Here is a 15,501-nt window from a genome sequence, read left to right as displayed (position 1 = left end):
TCAGTGCGCCTGACGCTGCAGGATGTTCGAGAACTCTTCGATGAAGGTCTCGAAGCGGATCGCCAGGCGATCGATGTCATGCGCGTAGCGGTTGTAGGCGACCACGGCCGGAATCGCGGCGAACAGGCCGATGGCGGTTGCGACGAGCGCTTCGGCGATGCCCGGCGCGACGTTCGCGAGCGTGGCCTGCTGCACGTTGGCGAGGCCGCGGAACGAATTCATGATCCCCCAGACCGTGCCGAACAGACCGATATACGGACTCACCGAACCGACCGACGCGAGGAACGCGAGATTCGCTTCGAGCACGTCCATTTCGCGCTGGAAGGCGGCGCGCATGGCGCGGCGGGAACCGTCGAGGATCGCGCCCGGATCGGTGATGCGGCGCTCCTTGCCCTTCAGGAATTCGCGCATGCCGGATTCAAAGATACGCTCCAGCGCGCCGATGGTGTGGCGATTGTTGGCTGCGCTCTGATAAAGCGCCTGCAGGTCGCCGCCCGACCAGAAATCGCGCTCGAAACGCTCGGTCTGCGCACGTGCGCGGCGAATGGCAAACCATTTGCGGAAGATGAAAGTCCAGGACAGGAGCGACAGCAGCAGGAGCAGCGCCATCACCGCCTGCGCGAGCAGGCTCGCGTGAATGACGAGGGAAACGATTGACAGGTCTTGAGTATTGTTCATAAAGGTCCGCTGTAACGTCCCGAACGGGGCGTCCGGTCAAAGCGTCATGCTTTCGTGAAACGAATGTGAATAAAACGAAAGCCGCGCCGTGGCCGGCTCGTGTTCAGTAGTGCTTCCTCTGTTGCACGGTGCATCGACCGTCTGGAGGTGCGACAAGTTCATCGGTCAGGTTCGGTCAGGTTGGGTCAGGACCGGCGCTGCGCCTGGCGGCGTGCGGGCCGCGCCGCAGTCCGTCGGTCACTGCGTCGGGAATCGCGACCGGACGGATCGATGCGCGCGCCACCGACGCGACGCGAATGTCGCCGGTCGCTAGCAGCACGCCGTCGCGCCACGCTTCCTGATGAAAATCTACCGATGCGCGTCCGAGTCGTTCGATGCGGCTCTCGATCCGGATGACATCGTCCAGACGCGCCGGCGACGAGTACTCGACGAACGTGCGCCTCACGACGAACACGATGCCTTCGGACTCGGCGAGAACCTGCTGGTCGATGCCGCAAGCGCGCAGCCATTCGGTGCGCGCCCGCTCGAAAAACTTCAGGTAGTTCGCGTAGAAGACGATGCCGCCGGCGTCGGTGTCCTCGTAATACACCCGAATCGGCCACTCGAAGGTCAACGGATCACTCACCTGTGTGCTGCCTTGCACGCGCCGTGGCAGGTCAGACCGCCCCGGCTCGCTTTTTGACAAATATTCATCGGCGGCATTTTACCGGAAGCGGACGCGACACCGCCAAATCCTTAGGCGGATCCGCGATTCAGGCGCGGTGAATTTGCAACGGTGCGAAGCTTTGCGCGATCGGCATGATCTCGATTGCGTTGACGTTCACATGCGCGGGGCGCGTGGCGATCCAGTAAATGGAGTCGGCAATGTCCTCGGGCGTGAGTGCCTGCGTGTTCTTGTATACAGTGTCCGCCTTCGCGTCATCGCCCTTGAAGCGCACGTTCGAGAACTCGGTGCCGCCCACGAGTCCTGGCTCGATGTCGGTCACGCGCAGCGCGGTGCCTGCGACATCGGCGCGCAGGTTCAGGCTGAATTGCCGCACGAACGCCTTGGTGGCGCCGTAGACGTTGCCGCCCGCATACGGATAGGTGCCCGCGACCGAGCCCATGTTGAACACGTGACCGCGATTGCGCTGGACCATGCCGGGCAGGATCGCGTGCGTGATCGTCACAAGGCCCGTGCAGTTGGTGTCGATCATGTTCTTCCAGTCGTCGAGACTGGCGCGCTGCGCGGGCTCCAGGCCGAGCGCGAGGCCGGCGTTGTTGACCAGCACGTCGATCTGGGCAAAGGCCTCGGGCAGTGAAGCGATGGCGTTCCGGACGGCGGCTTCGTCGCGGACATCGAGTTCGAGCGGCAGGAGGGCATCGCCGAGTTCCTTCGACAGCGCGACGAGCCTGTCCTTGCGGCGCGCCGCGGCGATCACGCGATGGCCGCCCTTGACGAAGGTGCGGGCAATGGCAGCGCCGAAGCCGGCGGATGCACCGGTGACGAAGACGATCATGGGCGGACTCCGGATGAGGTTGAATGTGCAGAGCCGGAGCAAATAGGGACGCGCGTCCGGCAACGGCGCAAAGGGTACTTCCATTGATGCATCGCGGCAAGCAATCACGGGTGCGAACGATCGTGCTTTAAGCACCGTCCCGCGCCATCCGGCGGGCCTGGGGAGCCGGTTGCCTAAAGCGGGGCCGCCCATTACACTACAACGCTCAAACCCCGCGTGACTGGCGATAGAATCTTCGGATTCAAGGTGGAGCGACCCACCAGGAAGCGCGGAGCGTCGTTTTGCCGTTCGCCTGGGCAGCTGAGATCCGCACGCCGTTGCTGCGTTGCCGGTGGCTGTCCGCCTTGCGAAATCGGATTCTTCCCTCATCCGTCGCGCCTGGACATCCTCGGTGTCCAGCGTCCCCTGCGTCTGCCTTGAAGTCTGCTTTGAAGTCAACTTCGAACATGGCGCGCGCGCGATCCGGTCAACCTGTATTGAACTCACGGAAAACGTATGTTTGACAGAGCCGAAAGTACCCTCGCCAAAGTCGATCCCGAACTGCTCAAGGCGATCGAGCAGGAAAACCGCCGCCAGGAAGATCACATCGAACTGATCGCGTCGGAAAACTACACCTCGCCCGCGGTCATGGCCGCGCAAGGTTCGCAACTCACCAACAAATACGCCGAAGGCTATCCGGGCAAGCGCTATTACGGCGGTTGTGAGTACGTGGATGTGGTGGAGCAGCTCGCCATCGACCGCGTGAAGCAGCTGTTCGGCGCGGAAGCGGCGAACGTGCAGCCGAACTCCGGTTCGCAGGCCAACCAGGGCGTGTTCTTCGCGGTGCTCAAGCCGGGCGACACGATCATGGGCATGAGCCTCGCCGAAGGCGGCCACCTGACGCACGGCTCGCCCGTGAACATGTCGGGCAAGTGGTTCAACGTCGTGAGCTACGGCCTGAACGAAGCTGAAGACATCGACTACGAAAAGACCGAAGCGCTCGCCAAGGAACACAAGCCGAAGCTGATCGTCGCGGGCGCTTCGGCGTTTGCGCTGAAGATCGACTTCGAGCGTCTTTCGAAGATCGCCAAGAGCGTCGGCGCCTACTTCATGGTGGACATGGCGCACTATGCCGGCCTGGTTGCCGCCGGCGTGTATCCGAACCCGGTGCCGCACGCCGACTTCGTCACCACGACCACGCACAAGAGCCTGCGCGGCCCGCGCGGCGGCGTGATCCTGATGAAGGCCGAGTTCGAAAAGCAGATCAACTCGGCGATTTTCCCGGGCATCCAGGGCGGTCCGCTGATGCACGTGATTGCCGCCAAGGCCGTTGCGTTCAAGGAAGCGCTCTCGCCGGAGTTCAAGACCTATCAGCAGGCCGTGGTCGAGAACGCGCGCGTGCTGGCGGAAACGCTGGTGAAGCGTGGCCTGCGCATTGTCTCGGGCCGGACGGAAAGCCACGTGATGCTGGTCGACCTGCGCGCGAAGAAGATCACGGGTAAGGCTGCTGAAGCCGCGCTCGGCGCCGCGCACATCACGGTCAACAAGAACGCCATTCCGAACGATCCGGAAAAGCCGTTCGTCACGAGCGGCGTGCGTCTCGGCTCGCCGGCCATGACCACGCGCGGCTTCGGCACGAAGGAAGCGGAGCTGGTGGGCAACCTGATCGCCGACGTGCTCGACAACCCGGAAGACCAGGCGAACCTCGAGCGCGTGCGCGCTCAGGTGTCCGACCTGACCAAGCGTTTCCCGGTCTACCGTTAATCTGCGAGTCCGACGCTCATGCGCTGCCCGTTCTGCCGACACGAAGACACCCAGGTCGTGGATTCTCGCGTGTCGGAGGACGGCGCGGCGATCCGGCGCCGGCGCCGCTGTCCCGCGTGCGACAAGCGCTTCACCACGTATGAACGGGTGGAGCTGGCGCTGCCCTCGGTCGTCAAGAAGGATGGCAGCCGCGTGGAGTTCGACCGGCGCAAGATCGTTTCCAGCATGCAGCTCGCGCTCCGGAAGCGGCCCGTTGCGGCGGATGCAGTGGATGCCTCCGTCGCGCGCATCGAGTATCAGCTGCTCGGCAGCGGCGAGCGCGAAGTGCAGAGCGAGCGGCTCGGCGAACTCGTCATGAACGAGTTGCGCCAGCTCGACACCATTGCCTACGTTCGTTTTGCTTCCGTCTACAAGCGTTTCGAGGATGTCTCCGAATTCGAGGACGTGCTCGAGGAATTCCGGCGCGCCGCGCCGAAGAAAACCACCACGCGCAAGCGCTGATCTTTCACGCATCTCTTTCTCCCAGACAGGTTTCCAGCCGTTCGTCCGCGCAGTGTGCCGGGCTTCGGGCGGCATGAACACTCGTCCATTCGGCTAATGGCGGGCGGCATGCTTTGTCGTTAGATTGGGCTCTCCGGCTCAATCCACTCGATAAGGCATGCAGATGGTCCAGAAGCTTCACCGGATACCTCCAGGTGTCACGCTCGTCGAGCTGTGCGTCGTGCTCGCCGTAACGGCGATCGTCGCGATGTTCGCCGCGCCCTCATTCGTGTCCTGGCAAATGCGCGATCAGGTCGATGCCCGCGCGCATGCGCTCTTTTCCACGCTTTCACTCGCTCGCGCCGAAACCATTCGGCGCGGCGTGCGCGTCACGCTTTGCCGGATCGATGCCGCGCGTCGTTGCCTCGCGACCGGGCGTAGTTGCGAGGGCGGCGCCATCGATTGGTCGTGCGGCTGGGGACTGTTCGTCGAGCGAGAAGGCGTGCCGGTGTTGTTGCGGTTGCATGCGGCGATGTCGTCGGTATCCATCGCGGGAACGTCGAGTGACATGTCCTTCACGCCGCCCTCGGGGCAGGTGATCGGCGGATTTCGCAGTTTCGAGTTCGCTTCGCGCGGCGGCGAATCCTCCGCGAGCGCGGCGCCGCGGCGCTGCATCCGCCTTGCGGCGGGCGGGCGCGCGCGCATGACGCAGGGCGCCTGTGGAGCATCGGCATGAAGCGTGTTCAACGCGGTGACTCGCTGGTCGAGGTGATGATTGCGCTTTCGCTCACGGCGGTGACCGCATTAGGGCTGACCGGCCTGCAGAGCGCGCTGGCGCGGGGCGAGCGCATGGCGCTGCTGCGCGAGCGCGCCGCGCTCATTGCGGATTCCGTGGCCGAAGGGATGCGCGGCGACGCGGATAGCGCGGCAATCCTGTCGCAATGGCGCACGAGAGCGGCGTCCATGCTTCCCGCAGGCGACGTCGCCGTGTTCGATCGCGCAGCCGGCGTGCATGTCGCGACCGTGAGCTGGCACGCGGAGGAGGGCGGGCAGGCCTGTCCGGAGCCGCAGGCGCCGCCGCGCTCGTCGTGCGTTGCCGTGGCGTTCGCGCGATGAATCCGCGCTTCCACTCTTCACGCTCGCGCGGGCACACGCTGCTCGAACTGAGCATCGCACTTGCGCTGGGGCTGTCGATCGTGAGCGCATGTCTCTCGCTCTACCGCGCCCAGCGCGCGGCTTTCGAACGCGCCGCCGACGCAGTGCGCATGCACGAAGCCGCGTCGGTCGCGCTGGACATGCTCGGCCAGCAGTTGCAGATGGCAGGATTCAGCGCCGACCTCGACCCGCACGCCGGGCTGGACGCGCCTATCTTCGGTTGTGCGCAGGGGCGCGTGATCGGCGAGGAGGGGGTCGCTTCCTGCGAAACGCTCGCGAGCCGCTCGGACGGCGTGCAGGTCCGCTACGCGGCCGACGTCATCGCTACATGGCCGACTTCTGGCGGCGCGCCCACCGACTGCCTCGGCCAGGCAGTCCCCGACACCTACGCCACCAATCGCTTCCACGCGAAGGCCAGCACCTCCACCGGCGAGCCCGAACTTTATTGCGAAGGCAACGGCAAGCAGGCGCAGCCGATCGTCGAGGGCGTCGAGCGTATTCGCGCCCTGTACTGGCTGCCGGGCGCGCCTGTCGCGCTGGCCGCTTCGGGTATCGCTCGCGGACGCTGGAAGGAGGTGCATGCGGTGGATCTCTGCGTGCTGGTGCGCGGCTTCACGGCGCAGGCGAAACGCCGCGTTAATCATGTCGATTGCGACGGCGTCCCCGCCTACAGCGACGACGGCCGCGCCCGACAAGCCTTCTGGCGGCGCGTCGCGCTGCGCAATGCGCCGCTTCTGTCGGCGCGCGAGGCCGGTTGAGCCATGAAAGCACGCTCACCTTCACGCTCACACTCGCGCGGCGCCACGTTGCCCATCGTCCTGATGCTCGCCGCGATGATGCTGGTCACCGCGAGCGCCTGGCTGCAAACCTCGCTCGTCGCGGCGCGCTCGACGGTTGCCACGCGCGAACGGGTCCAGGCATTTCACGCGGCGGACGGCGCGCTGCTTCGCTGCAGCGGAATGCTCGCGGCCGCGCTGCCGGCCATGAACAGCGAGCCATCGCGCTGGCGCTCGAAGGCTTCGTTCGAAGGCGCGGCACCGCTGGCCGTTAGGCCATTCGATACCTGGCCATATGCCTACCGCGCGCCGCAATGCCTGATCGAAGCGTGGACGCATCCGCCGGGCACGGCCGAGGTTTCCTACCTGATCACCGCGCGCGGTTTCGGCGCCACGCCGGACTCGGAAACGTGGCTGCAGTTGCGCATCGACGTCGCCGACGACGTCAGCGCGCAGCATTGGCGGCGCGTCGTCGCCAGGCCGTTCTGAGAGGTGCGCATGGAACGCGTCGAAGCAACGAGGGAAGCAGCGTTCAGTCTGCTCGAATTGATGATCGCGCTCGCCGTGGCCGCGGTCATGGCGGCTTTCGCCGTACCGGCTTATCGGACTCATGTGACGAAGGCGCATCGCGTCGATGCCGCCACCGCAGCGCTCAAGGCGGTCCAGTTCGTCGAAACGGCGCGGCTCGGGCAGGTCGCGGCCAGCGCCGATGCCATCGTCCTGAGCGCGGGTTTCGATCAGGCGCCATCAAGCGGCAGGGCCGTCTATCGCCTCACCGTGCTGCCTGAGAACGCGACCAACGGCGGATATGGAATCGAAGCCGCGCCGGTCACCCCCGGCGAGATGCAGGATGACGCGTGCGGTGTGTTTGTCGTCGATGCCACCGGACTGCGCTGGAATCGCGCGCCCGGTGCGACCGCGCCGTTGGACACGGCACAGTCGGTTGCCTGCTGGGCGGGGAGAATGTAGTGGGGCGGAAGGGAATCAGAACACCGTCGGATCGACGGCGTCATTTGAAGTCTCGGGCGTGTTCGACTTCATCTGCTGATAGATGCGCCAGGCTTCCCAGCCGGCAAATCCGAGGCCGCCCCACTTGAGCAGCGGCTTGGCGCCGCTCAGGAGTTTGGTCCGCACCGTCTTGGTGAGCACGAGCGAGGCGACGGAGCCGATGATCGGATACTGCTTGAACAGCACGCCGATGTTCTTCGAGCCGAGCAGCGATCCCAGCATCCCGCCGACGCCGCCCCCCGACGCGCCACGGCCGCGTTTGCTCCAACGGCTGGTGCCGCCGCCTGGCATCAGAAAGCGCAGGAAGCTGAAATGCGTGATGGACGAGCGCAGGTCGTGCGTGGCCTGGCGCATTTCCATGCGTTCAACGTCCGCGCGCGCAATCAGCAATTCCTTGCGCAGCGCACGCATGTGGGGTGTGCGCAGCTTCTGCATCTTGTCGCGCTTCGGCGTCTTGAAGGTGTCGTCTTGTTGGCTCATGGCGGATTCAGGTGCGCGGATCGGGGATCAACGAAACATGTCGCGGTCCTTGCGGAACTCGGAGAGTGTGTCGTCGAACAGGTGCGGCGCGTCGCGCAGGTTGCTGCGCGCCCGCAGGCCGCATGCGATTGCAATCAGCGCGTACAGCAGCGTGATGCCGCCCAACGCCTGCCAGCGGTACGTGTCCCAGAAGAAAATTGCGATCAGGACGGTCAGCGAGATGAGCGCCATCATCGCGAGCATCATGGCGGTAAGTCCAAGGAACAGGACGCCGATCAGACGTTCCTTCTCTTCCTGGAGCTCGATGCCGATCAGTTCAAGGCGCGTCTCGAAGATGGCGAAGGCGGAGGTCAAGATGCGTCGCAATGGTCCGGGGGACGATTGCTGCGGTGGCCGTTCTGTCGTCATGGCTTGAATGCGAGAAGCGCAGTGGTGCCGCTTGGTGTGCTTCCGGCCGGCGCGCGGAGCGGCCAGCCGGTACGAATGTCGAGCCGGACGCCCGGGCAAGGCGCTTACGGTTCAGTCCACTTGCGACCCCGACGGATACGGATTCAGCAAACAACGGGCCATTGCCCTCGACAGCGAGGCAGGCCCGTGCGTTCTCTACTTTCGATTGATGAGCAGGCCGATCACCATGCCGAGGCCGGCCGCAATGCCAATGGACGCCCACGGATGTTCATGCACATAGTCATCGGTGGCGCGCGCCGCTTTCTTGCCTCGTTCGATGACGACGACTTGCGCATCGGCGGCCTTTTCCTTCGCCTGCTTGAGGCGGGCAAGCGCGGTCTCGCGAAGCTCGGAGGCGCGTTCACCGGTGGCGGTCGCCGCTTGCTTCAAAAGGTCTTCGGCGTCAGCGAGTACGGTTTTGATATCCGACATGAATCGCTCCTTGTTGATTTCTGACATTAAAGGCTCCAATCGATGAGGCTACGCGAATCGTAACCAAAGATGGGGTCGCTGACGAGGAGGCTGACTCTCGCGGGCCAGATGACGCAGATTTCATTCCAGTTCCGCGAATGACACCATGACGCGGACCGCGGCGCTGTGACTGGTCAAAGCTTCGACATCATCTGGAATGGATACGATCTGTCCCGTAAAAGTTTCAGAGGCGGATCGAAAGTTACAAAGGCTGGCGGTTCTGAAACGCAAAAAGCCGGCAAGTGCCGGCTCTCTCACACTATCGAAATAAAGCCGGGCCGTCAGAAAAACGCCTGGATGCCCGTCTGCGCGCGTCCCAGGATCAGCGCGTGAATGTCGTGCGTGCCTTCATAGGTGTTTACCACCTCCAGATTCACCAGATGCCGCGCCACGCCGAATTCATCGGAGATGCCGTTGCCGCCGAGCATGTCGCGCGCAAGGCGGGCGATATCCAGCGCCTTGCCGCACGAATTGCGCTTCATGATGGAGGTGATCTCCACCGCGGCCGTGCCTTCGTCCTTCATGCGTCCCAGACGCAGCACGCCTTGCAGACCCAGCGTGATTTCCGTCTGCATGTCGGCGAGCTTTTTCTGGATCAACTGGTTCGCCGCAAGCGGCCGGCCGAATTGCTTGCGGTCCAGCGTGTATTGCCGAGCCGTATGCCAGCACGCTTCGGCGGCGCCGAGCGCGCCCCATGAAATGCCGTAACGCGCCGAGTTCAGGCACGTGAACGGACCCTTCAGGCCGCGCACGTCCGTCAGCAGGTTGTCTTCCGGCACGAACACTTCGTCCATCACGATCTCGCCTGTGATCGACGCGCGCAGTCCCACCTTGCCGTGGATCGCCGGGGCCGACAGTCCCTTCCAGCCTTTTTCGAGGATGAAGCCGCGGATGTCGTCACGGCCGTCTTCCTCCAGCTTGGCCCAGACCACGAACACGTCCGCGATGGGCGAATTCGAGATCCACATCTTCGTGCCGGAGAGGGAATAGCCGTCCTGCACCTTCTTCGCGCGGGTCGTCATGCCGGCGGGATCCGACCCGGCGTTCGGCTCGGTCAGCCCGAAGCAGCCGATCCATTCGCCGCGTGCGAGCTTCGGCAGATACTTTTCTTTTTGCGCGTCGCTGCCGAAGGTGTTGATCGGCACCATGACGAGCGACGACTGCACCGACATCATCGAGCGATAGCCCGAATCCACGCGCTCCACTTCACGCGCGATCAGGCCGTAGCAGACGTAATTGAGGCCCGGGCCGCCGTACTGTTCCGGAATGGTCGGTCCGAGCAAGCCGAGTTCGCCCATCTCGCGAAAGATCGACGGATCGGTCTTTTCCTCGCGGAACGCCTGCATGACGCGCGGCTGAAGCTTGTCCTGCGCGTAGGCGCGGGCCGCGTCGCGCACCATGCGCTCGTCTTCGCTCAGTTGCTGATCCAGCAGCAGCGGATCTTCCCAGTTGAAACGGGCGGCTTCGGCCATGTGCGATCTCCTGAATTCAGTGAAAGCGCTGCCCCGGGCGGGATGTCGTATCAAGAGCCCGGGCACGCGCGCTTGACATGCGTTCCGCTAGGCGAAACAATGTTTTGCAAATCAGCCTTGAGTCTAGCATCCGATGTCAGCCGACTCCAATCGAAATTCCACACCCGCTTCATTGCGCCATGTCGCGCCGGAAGATCTCGACGAGCGCAAGTTCGTGGTCGCGCTGGCGCGCGGGCTCGATCTGCTGCGTGCGTTCCGTCCGGGCGAGACACTGCTCGGCAATCGTGATTTCGTCGAACGCACCGGCTTGCCGAAGGCGACGGTCAACCGCCTCGCCTACACGCTGACGATACTCGGCTATCTGCGCTTCGACGAATCCGCCGGCAAATATGCGCTCGACACCGGCGTGCTGTCGCTGGGTTTCACCTTGCTGGCGGAGTCGGACACGCTCGAACTGGCGCGTCCGCACATGCGCGCGCTGGCCAGGGAGATCGGCGCGGCGGTGTCGCTGGGCTGCCGCGACGGGCTCGACATGATCTATCTCGACACCATCCGCAGCGAGACCGCGCTGACGCTCGGCCTCGCGCCCGGCTCGCGTCTGTCGATGCTGACGAGTTCGATGGGCCGCGCCTGGCTCGCCGTACAGGAACCGGCGGCGCGCGAGGCGCTGCTGGATGAACTCGGCCGCAACGAGGGTGCGGACAAGGTCGATGCGGCGCGCGCCGCGCTCGACGAATTCGCGCGCGACGGCTGCTGCTACTCGTTCCGCGAATGGCACGACGACGTCAACGCCGTCGCCGCGCCGTTCCGCGATTTGCGCAACGGGCGCTGGCTGGTGCTGTCGAGCAGCGGGCCAGCGTCGTCGATGGGCGAGGCGTACTTCCGCGAGACCATCGGCCCTCGTATCAAGGCGCTGGCTGCGCGGCTGGCCTGAACGCTCGAGCGCTTACAGCACCGTCCGGACGTGCCACAGCTCCGGAAACAGCACGACATCGAGCATCTTGCGCAGATAGGACGCGCCGGCCGTACCGCCCGTGCCGCCCTTGAAACCGATGATGCGTTCCACCGTCGTCACATGCCGGAAACGCCATTGCCGGAACGCGTCTTCCAGGTCGACCAGTTCTTCCGCCATTTCATAGAGGTCCCAGTGCCGCGACGGATCGCGATACACCGCGAGCCAGGCCGCTTCGACGGAGGGGTCGTGGAGGGTCGGCTGCGACCAGTCGCGGTTGAGGCGCGCGGGATCGATCTCGAAACCTCGCCGGGCCAGCAGGCGAATCACTTCGTCGTAGAAGGACGGCGCTTCGAGCGCTTCCCGCACCTGCGCGTGGATTTCCGGGCGATGCGCGTGCGGCTTCAGCATCTGCTCGTTCTTGTTGCCGAGCATGAATTCGATCTGCCGGTACTGATGCGACTGGAATCCCGACGATTGCCCGAGATACGGGCGCATCGCGGTGTATTCGGAGGGCGTCATCGTCGCGAGGACGTTCCACGCCTGCACCAGCTGCTCGAAAATGCGCGACACACGCGCGAGCATCTTGAACGCGGGCGGCAGTTCGTCGCGATGCACCGCCGCCAGCGCCGCGCGCAGTTCGTAGAGCGCGAGCTTCATCCACAGCTCGCTGGTCTGATGCTGCACGATGAACAGCATCTCGTTGTGATCCGGCGAGAGCGGATGCTGCGCGCTCAGGATCGCATCGAGGCCGAGGTAATCGCCGTAGCTCATCGAGTCGGTGAAGTCGAGCTTGGCTTCGTGCCAGCCTTCTTTCTGATCGACACCGGCGGTGTCGCCCGTGTCGCCCGTGTTGGTCGTGCTGGGCGCGCCATGCCCGAACGGGCAGCCTTGGGTCTGGGTCATGATCGTCGTCCGTTCAGGTCACCGACGCCCGCTCGGCGAATTCGGGCGCCCGCCAGCTTTCGGTCGCGAGCACGTCGCGCAGGATCTCGACGGCATCCCACACATCCACGAACCGCGTGTAGAGCGGCGTGAAGCCGAAACGCAGGATGCGCGGCTCGCGATAATCGCCGATCACGCCCCGCGCGATCAGCGCCTGCATCACCTCATAACCATGCGGATGCTCGAAGCTCGCCTGCGAACCGCGTTGCGCGTGCTCGCGCGGCGTGGCCAGCGACAGCGGAAATTCGCCGCAGCGCGTCTCGACCAACTGGATGAACAGATCGCTCAGCGCGAGCGACTTGCGGCGCAACGCCTGCATGTCGGTTTGCAGGAAGACATCGAGACCGCATTCGACCAGCGCCATCGAGACGATTGGCTGCGTGCCGCACAGGAAGCGTCCGATGCCGTCGTCCGGACGATAGACCGGGTTCATTTCGAACGGCTTCCGATGGCCCCACCAGCCGGACAGCGGCTGCGAAAACGCGTTCTGATGGCGCTTCGGCACCCAGACGAAGGCCGGCGAACCCGGGCCGCCATTCAGGTACTTATAGGTGCAACCGACCGCGTAATCCGCGCCGACGCCGTTCAGGTCGACCGGCACCGCGCCCGCCGAATGCGCCAGATCCCACACGGCGAGCGCGCCCGCGCGCTGGATCATCGGCGTGAGCGCGGCCATGTCGTGCATGGCGCCAGTGCGGTAATTGACGTGCGTGATCATCGCGAGCGCCGTGTGCTCGTCGATGGCGGCGGGCAGTTCGGACGGATCGTCGACCAGGCGCAACTCGTAGCCGCGGTCCAGTTGCTCGATCAGGCCTTGCGCGATGTACAGGTCGGTCGGGAAGTTTGAACGTTCGGAGACGATCACGCGGCGCTTCGGATCGCGCTCGTGCGCCAGCTTCAGTGCAGCGGACAGGACCTTGAACAGATTCGTGGAGATCGTGTCGGTCACGACGACTTCATCCTCGACCGCGCCGATCAACGGCGCGAGCTTGTTGCCGAGGCGCTTCGGCAGCGCGAACCAGCCGGCCGTGTTCCAGCTGCGGATCAGGCCTTCGCCCCATTCCGCGCCGATCACGCTCGCCGCGCGCGTCGCAGCGGCCTTCGGCGGCACGCCGAGCGAATTGCCGTCGAGATAGATCACGCCGTCGGCGAGGGCGAACTGCTCGCGCAGGGCGCGCAGCGGGTCGTCGCGGTCTAGCGCCGCAGCTTCGTCACGATGTCGCATCAAAAATTCCATTTCTGTAATAAAGATCGGCTATGACTATGAATCAGGCCAGCGGACGCAGGACGGCGCGCACCGGGCTGGCGTCGAGCGTGGACAATTTGAGCGGCAGGGCGATCAGTTCGTAATCGCCCGGCGCGACGGCATCGAGCACCAGGCCTTCGAGGATCGCCATGCCGTGCGCGCGGATGCGCCGGTGCGCGTCCATGGTTTTCGATTCCTGCGGATCGAGCGACGGCGTATCGATGCCGATGAGCCTCACGCCGTGCCGGGCCAGCAGGTCGATGGTCTCGGGCGCGACCGCGGTGAAGGCGCTGTCCCAGGCGTCGAGCGGCGCATTCCGGTAGGTGCGCAGCAGGACGCGCGGCGGCATGCCGTCGAGCTGCCCGGCAACATGCTCCGGCAGCACGAGCGGCGCGACGCCGACGCAATGCACGACCCGGCACGCGCCGAGATAGGTGTCCAGCGCGACGGCGCCGATCGGCGCGCCGTGTTCGTCGTAATGGAGCGGGGCGTCGGCGTGCGCGCCGGTGTGCGGCGACAGCGTGAGCCGCGCGACGTTGACCGGCGAGCCCGCTTCCATGCGCCACACGCGTTCGATGCCGACAGGCGTATCGCCCGGCCAGACGGGCGTGGCGGGTTCGATGGGCGGGGAAATATCCAGCAGCGTCATGACGCGCCTTAGCAGAAAGCGTGGAGATGCGTCAAATCATAGTCGTGTTGTCTCGCAAGGTGCTTGCGAAATAAATACCCAAAAGTGTCGCGCTTAGAACATAATTCGATGAAACGGGCCTAGGGGAATCAAAAATGACCGGCTTCACGCTCGATGCAACGGATTGCCGAATTCTGGCGGTACTGCAGGAAGATGGACGGATCAGCAACCTGGACCTGGCGGAGCGCATTTCGCTCTCGCCGTCGGCGTGCCTGCGCCGAATGCGTCTGCTCGAAGAAGAAGGGGTGATTGCGAGCTATCGCGCGTGTCTCGACCGCGAACGCCTCGGCATCGAACTCGAAGCGTTCGTCCACGTCTCGATGCGCAACGACGAAGAAAACTGGCACGAGAAGTTCGCCGCCGCCGTGCGCGACTGGCCGGAGGTGGTCGGCGCGTTCGTCGTCACCGGCGACACGCACTACGTGCTGCGCGTGCTCGCGCACAACCTCAAGCACTATTCCGACTTCATTCTCTCGAAGCTGTACAAGGCGCCCGGCGTGATCGACATCCGCTCGAACATCGTGCTGCAAACGATGAAAGACGACGCGGGCGTGCCGGTCGCGCTGATCGACCAGCCGGCCGTGCGGATCGAGAGGGCGTCTTCTGCGGTGGCCTCAGGGACGTCTTCAGCGGCGTCCTGAGCGAAGCGAAGTTCCGAATCAGTCCAGCGGTCCGAGGGTATGGAACCCGCCCGCCTGAAAGACGAGCGGCGCGGCGGGGTCGCCGTCTTCGCGCACGCCGCACCGTTCCACTTCGCCGACGAAGATCACGTGATCGCCTTCGTCATAGCGGCTGCGGTTGTGACACTCGAACCAGGCGATGGCCCCGTCCAGCACGGGCATGCCGCTGTCGCCGGCCGCGTGCGACACGCCCGCGAAACGGTCGCCCTTGACCGTCGCGAAGCGCCGGCACAAGTCGAGCTGCGACGCCGCCAGCACATTGACCACGTAATGACTGTTCGAGCGGAAGACCGCCATGGACGCCGACCGGGTCGCGAGGCTCCACAGCACGAGCGGCGGGTCGAGGGACACGGAGTTGAACGAGCTTGCCGTAATGCCGATGGGCTGGCCGGACGGCGTGAGCGTCGTGATGACGGTGACACCGGTCGCGAACTGGCCGAGTGCGGTGCGAAACGCTGACGGATCGAAATTCGGGGCTTTGGCGCGTGTCATGGTGCGGATGGGCGGTCGAGTCTGCCGTGTGCTACCGAGCCGGCCGCGCGTCGCGCTTCAGTCGGTGAGACTTTTCGGAAGTCATGTAAAAACAGGTGATGTGTTGCGATTCTAGCGGAATCGGCTGTGGCCGGACGTTCAAGGCCGTACCGGGCAAGCAGGTTTTCTGCCTGCGATGCCATTCAGCGTCGCCTGTCCAAACCCAATAAACTCGATGAATGCATCCCGGCCGCGCACGCATTGAAGAAGCGGCCGTGCGCATCCATATGCATGATCCGCGGCAAGCGCC

20 protein-coding genes and 1 riboswitch are annotated in these 15,501 nt (G+C 64.6%); of the genes, 9 read left to right on the top strand and 11 right to left on the bottom strand.

Features of this window, described 5'->3' with window-relative positions:
- From tolQ to ydfG, 3 genes are all read right to left on the bottom strand, one after another.
- Positions 1-678: a protein TolQ gene (tolQ, locus tag QCE69_RS11990; RefSeq protein WP_016346195.1), complete on the bottom strand. Its 678-nt coding sequence runs from the start codon at positions 676-678 to the stop codon at positions 1-3.
- Positions 679-853: 175 nt separating this feature from the next.
- On the bottom strand, positions 854-1,303 hold the full coding sequence (ybgC, locus tag QCE69_RS11985; protein WP_309930867.1) for a tol-pal system-associated acyl-CoA thioesterase: 450 nt from the start codon (positions 1,301-1,303) through the stop codon (positions 854-856).
- 127 nt (positions 1,304-1,430) lie between these two features.
- Positions 1,431-2,177, bottom strand: a complete 747-nt coding sequence (gene ydfG / locus QCE69_RS11980; RefSeq protein ID WP_309809694.1) for a bifunctional NADP-dependent 3-hydroxy acid dehydrogenase/3-hydroxypropionate dehydrogenase YdfG — start codon at positions 2,175-2,177, stop codon at positions 1,431-1,433.
- Between the two features lie 206 nt (positions 2,178-2,383).
- A riboswitch (ZMP/ZTP riboswitch) is annotated at positions 2,384-2,482 on the top strand.
- Between the two features lie 190 nt (positions 2,483-2,672).
- Here ydfG and glyA point away from each other — a divergent pair.
- The 7 genes from glyA (at position 2,673) to QCE69_RS11945 (ending at position 7,300) form a co-directional block, all read left to right on the top strand.
- Complete coding sequence (glyA, locus tag QCE69_RS11975; protein ID WP_309930865.1) at positions 2,673-3,920, top strand: serine hydroxymethyltransferase; 1,248 nt, start codon at positions 2,673-2,675, stop codon at positions 3,918-3,920.
- Positions 3,921-3,938: 18 nt separating this feature from the next.
- Positions 3,939-4,421 (top strand): transcriptional regulator NrdR, encoded by a 483-nt coding sequence (gene nrdR, locus QCE69_RS11970; RefSeq protein ID WP_309809690.1) that lies wholly within the window; start codon positions 3,939-3,941, stop codon positions 4,419-4,421.
- Positions 4,422-4,578: 157 nt separating this feature from the next.
- Positions 4,579-5,136, top strand: coding sequence for a GspH/FimT family pseudopilin (locus QCE69_RS11965; protein ID WP_309930863.1), 558 nt, complete (start codon positions 4,579-4,581; stop codon positions 5,134-5,136).
- Complete coding sequence (locus QCE69_RS11960) at positions 5,133-5,516, top strand: prepilin-type cleavage/methylation domain-containing protein (RefSeq protein WP_309918319.1); 384 nt, start codon at positions 5,133-5,135, stop codon at positions 5,514-5,516. The genes QCE69_RS11965 and QCE69_RS11960 overlap by 4 nt, the downstream gene beginning before the upstream one ends.
- Positions 5,513-6,313 carry a PilW family protein gene (locus tag QCE69_RS11955; RefSeq protein WP_309930861.1) on the top strand — a complete coding sequence of 267 codons (801 nt, stop codon included), beginning with the start codon at positions 5,513-5,515 and terminating at the stop codon, positions 6,311-6,313. Before QCE69_RS11960 ends, QCE69_RS11955 begins: the two co-directional genes overlap by 4 nt.
- Before the next feature lie 3 nt (positions 6,314-6,316).
- Complete coding sequence (locus QCE69_RS11950; protein ID WP_309930859.1) at positions 6,317-6,820, top strand: pilus assembly PilX N-terminal domain-containing protein; 504 nt, start codon at positions 6,317-6,319, stop codon at positions 6,818-6,820.
- 9 nt (positions 6,821-6,829) lie between these two features.
- Positions 6,830-7,300, top strand: a complete 471-nt coding sequence (locus QCE69_RS11945; RefSeq protein WP_309930857.1) for a type IV pilin protein — start codon at positions 6,830-6,832, stop codon at positions 7,298-7,300.
- 15 nt (positions 7,301-7,315) lie between these two features.
- Here the strand turns inward: QCE69_RS11945 and QCE69_RS11940 are convergent, their stop codons facing one another.
- The 4 genes from QCE69_RS11940 to QCE69_RS11925 all read right to left on the bottom strand — a co-directional run bounded on the left by QCE69_RS11940 (position 7,316) and on the right by QCE69_RS11925 (position 10,209).
- On the bottom strand, positions 7,316-7,819 hold the full coding sequence (locus tag QCE69_RS11940) for a DUF3318 domain-containing protein (protein ID WP_309930855.1): 504 nt from the start codon (positions 7,817-7,819) through the stop codon (positions 7,316-7,318).
- 27 nt (positions 7,820-7,846) lie between these two features.
- Positions 7,847-8,227, bottom strand: a complete 381-nt coding sequence (locus QCE69_RS11935) for a phage holin family protein (protein ID WP_309919834.1) — start codon at positions 8,225-8,227, stop codon at positions 7,847-7,849.
- 195 nt (positions 8,228-8,422) lie between these two features.
- On the bottom strand, positions 8,423-8,725 hold the full coding sequence (locus QCE69_RS11930; RefSeq protein WP_309809675.1) for a DUF883 family protein: 303 nt from the start codon (positions 8,723-8,725) through the stop codon (positions 8,423-8,425).
- 293 nt (positions 8,726-9,018) lie between these two features.
- A complete protein-coding gene (locus tag QCE69_RS11925) occupies positions 9,019-10,209 on the bottom strand; it encodes an acyl-CoA dehydrogenase (protein ID WP_309930853.1) in 1,191 nt (396 codons plus the stop codon).
- Positions 10,210-10,342: 133 nt separating this feature from the next.
- Between QCE69_RS11925 and QCE69_RS11920 the strand changes: the two genes are divergently transcribed.
- A complete protein-coding gene (locus tag QCE69_RS11920; RefSeq protein ID WP_309930851.1) occupies positions 10,343-11,143 on the top strand; it encodes an IclR family transcriptional regulator in 801 nt (266 codons plus the stop codon).
- Positions 11,144-11,155: 12 nt separating this feature from the next.
- On the opposite strand, the gene kynA is transcribed toward QCE69_RS11920, so the two are convergent.
- From kynA to kynB, 3 genes are read right to left on the bottom strand one after another with little or no spacing between them, the layout of a single operon-like run.
- Positions 11,156-12,067, bottom strand: a complete 912-nt coding sequence (gene kynA, locus QCE69_RS11915) for a tryptophan 2,3-dioxygenase (RefSeq protein WP_309930848.1) — start codon at positions 12,065-12,067, stop codon at positions 11,156-11,158.
- A gap of 13 nt (positions 12,068-12,080) precedes the next feature.
- The gene (gene kynU / locus QCE69_RS11910) at positions 12,081-13,331 is read right to left on the bottom strand and encodes a kynureninase (protein ID WP_309930846.1); all 1,251 of its coding nucleotides are present in this window, start codon (positions 13,329-13,331) and stop codon (positions 12,081-12,083) included.
- 43 nt (positions 13,332-13,374) lie between these two features.
- Positions 13,375-14,001, bottom strand: a complete 627-nt coding sequence (kynB, locus tag QCE69_RS11905; RefSeq protein WP_309918295.1) for an arylformamidase — start codon at positions 13,999-14,001, stop codon at positions 13,375-13,377.
- A 134-nt stretch (positions 14,002-14,135) separates the two neighbouring features.
- Here kynB and QCE69_RS11900 point away from each other — a divergent pair, with 134 nt between their 5' ends.
- Positions 14,136-14,681 carry an Lrp/AsnC family transcriptional regulator gene (locus QCE69_RS11900; RefSeq protein ID WP_309918292.1) on the top strand — a complete coding sequence of 182 codons (546 nt, stop codon included), beginning with the start codon at positions 14,136-14,138 and terminating at the stop codon, positions 14,679-14,681.
- Positions 14,682-14,699: 18 nt separating this feature from the next.
- Here the strand turns inward: QCE69_RS11900 and QCE69_RS11895 are convergent, their stop codons facing one another.
- The gene (locus QCE69_RS11895; protein WP_309809660.1) at positions 14,700-15,212 is read right to left on the bottom strand and encodes a flavin reductase family protein; all 513 of its coding nucleotides are present in this window, start codon (positions 15,210-15,212) and stop codon (positions 14,700-14,702) included.
- Between the last annotated feature and the right edge of the window lie 289 nt (positions 15,213-15,501).

This window comes from Caballeronia sp. LZ032, from assembly GCF_031451315.1.
Classification (GTDB): Bacteria; Pseudomonadota; Gammaproteobacteria; order Burkholderiales; family Burkholderiaceae; genus Caballeronia.
This window is presented reverse-complemented; position numbering and strand designations above follow the sequence as displayed.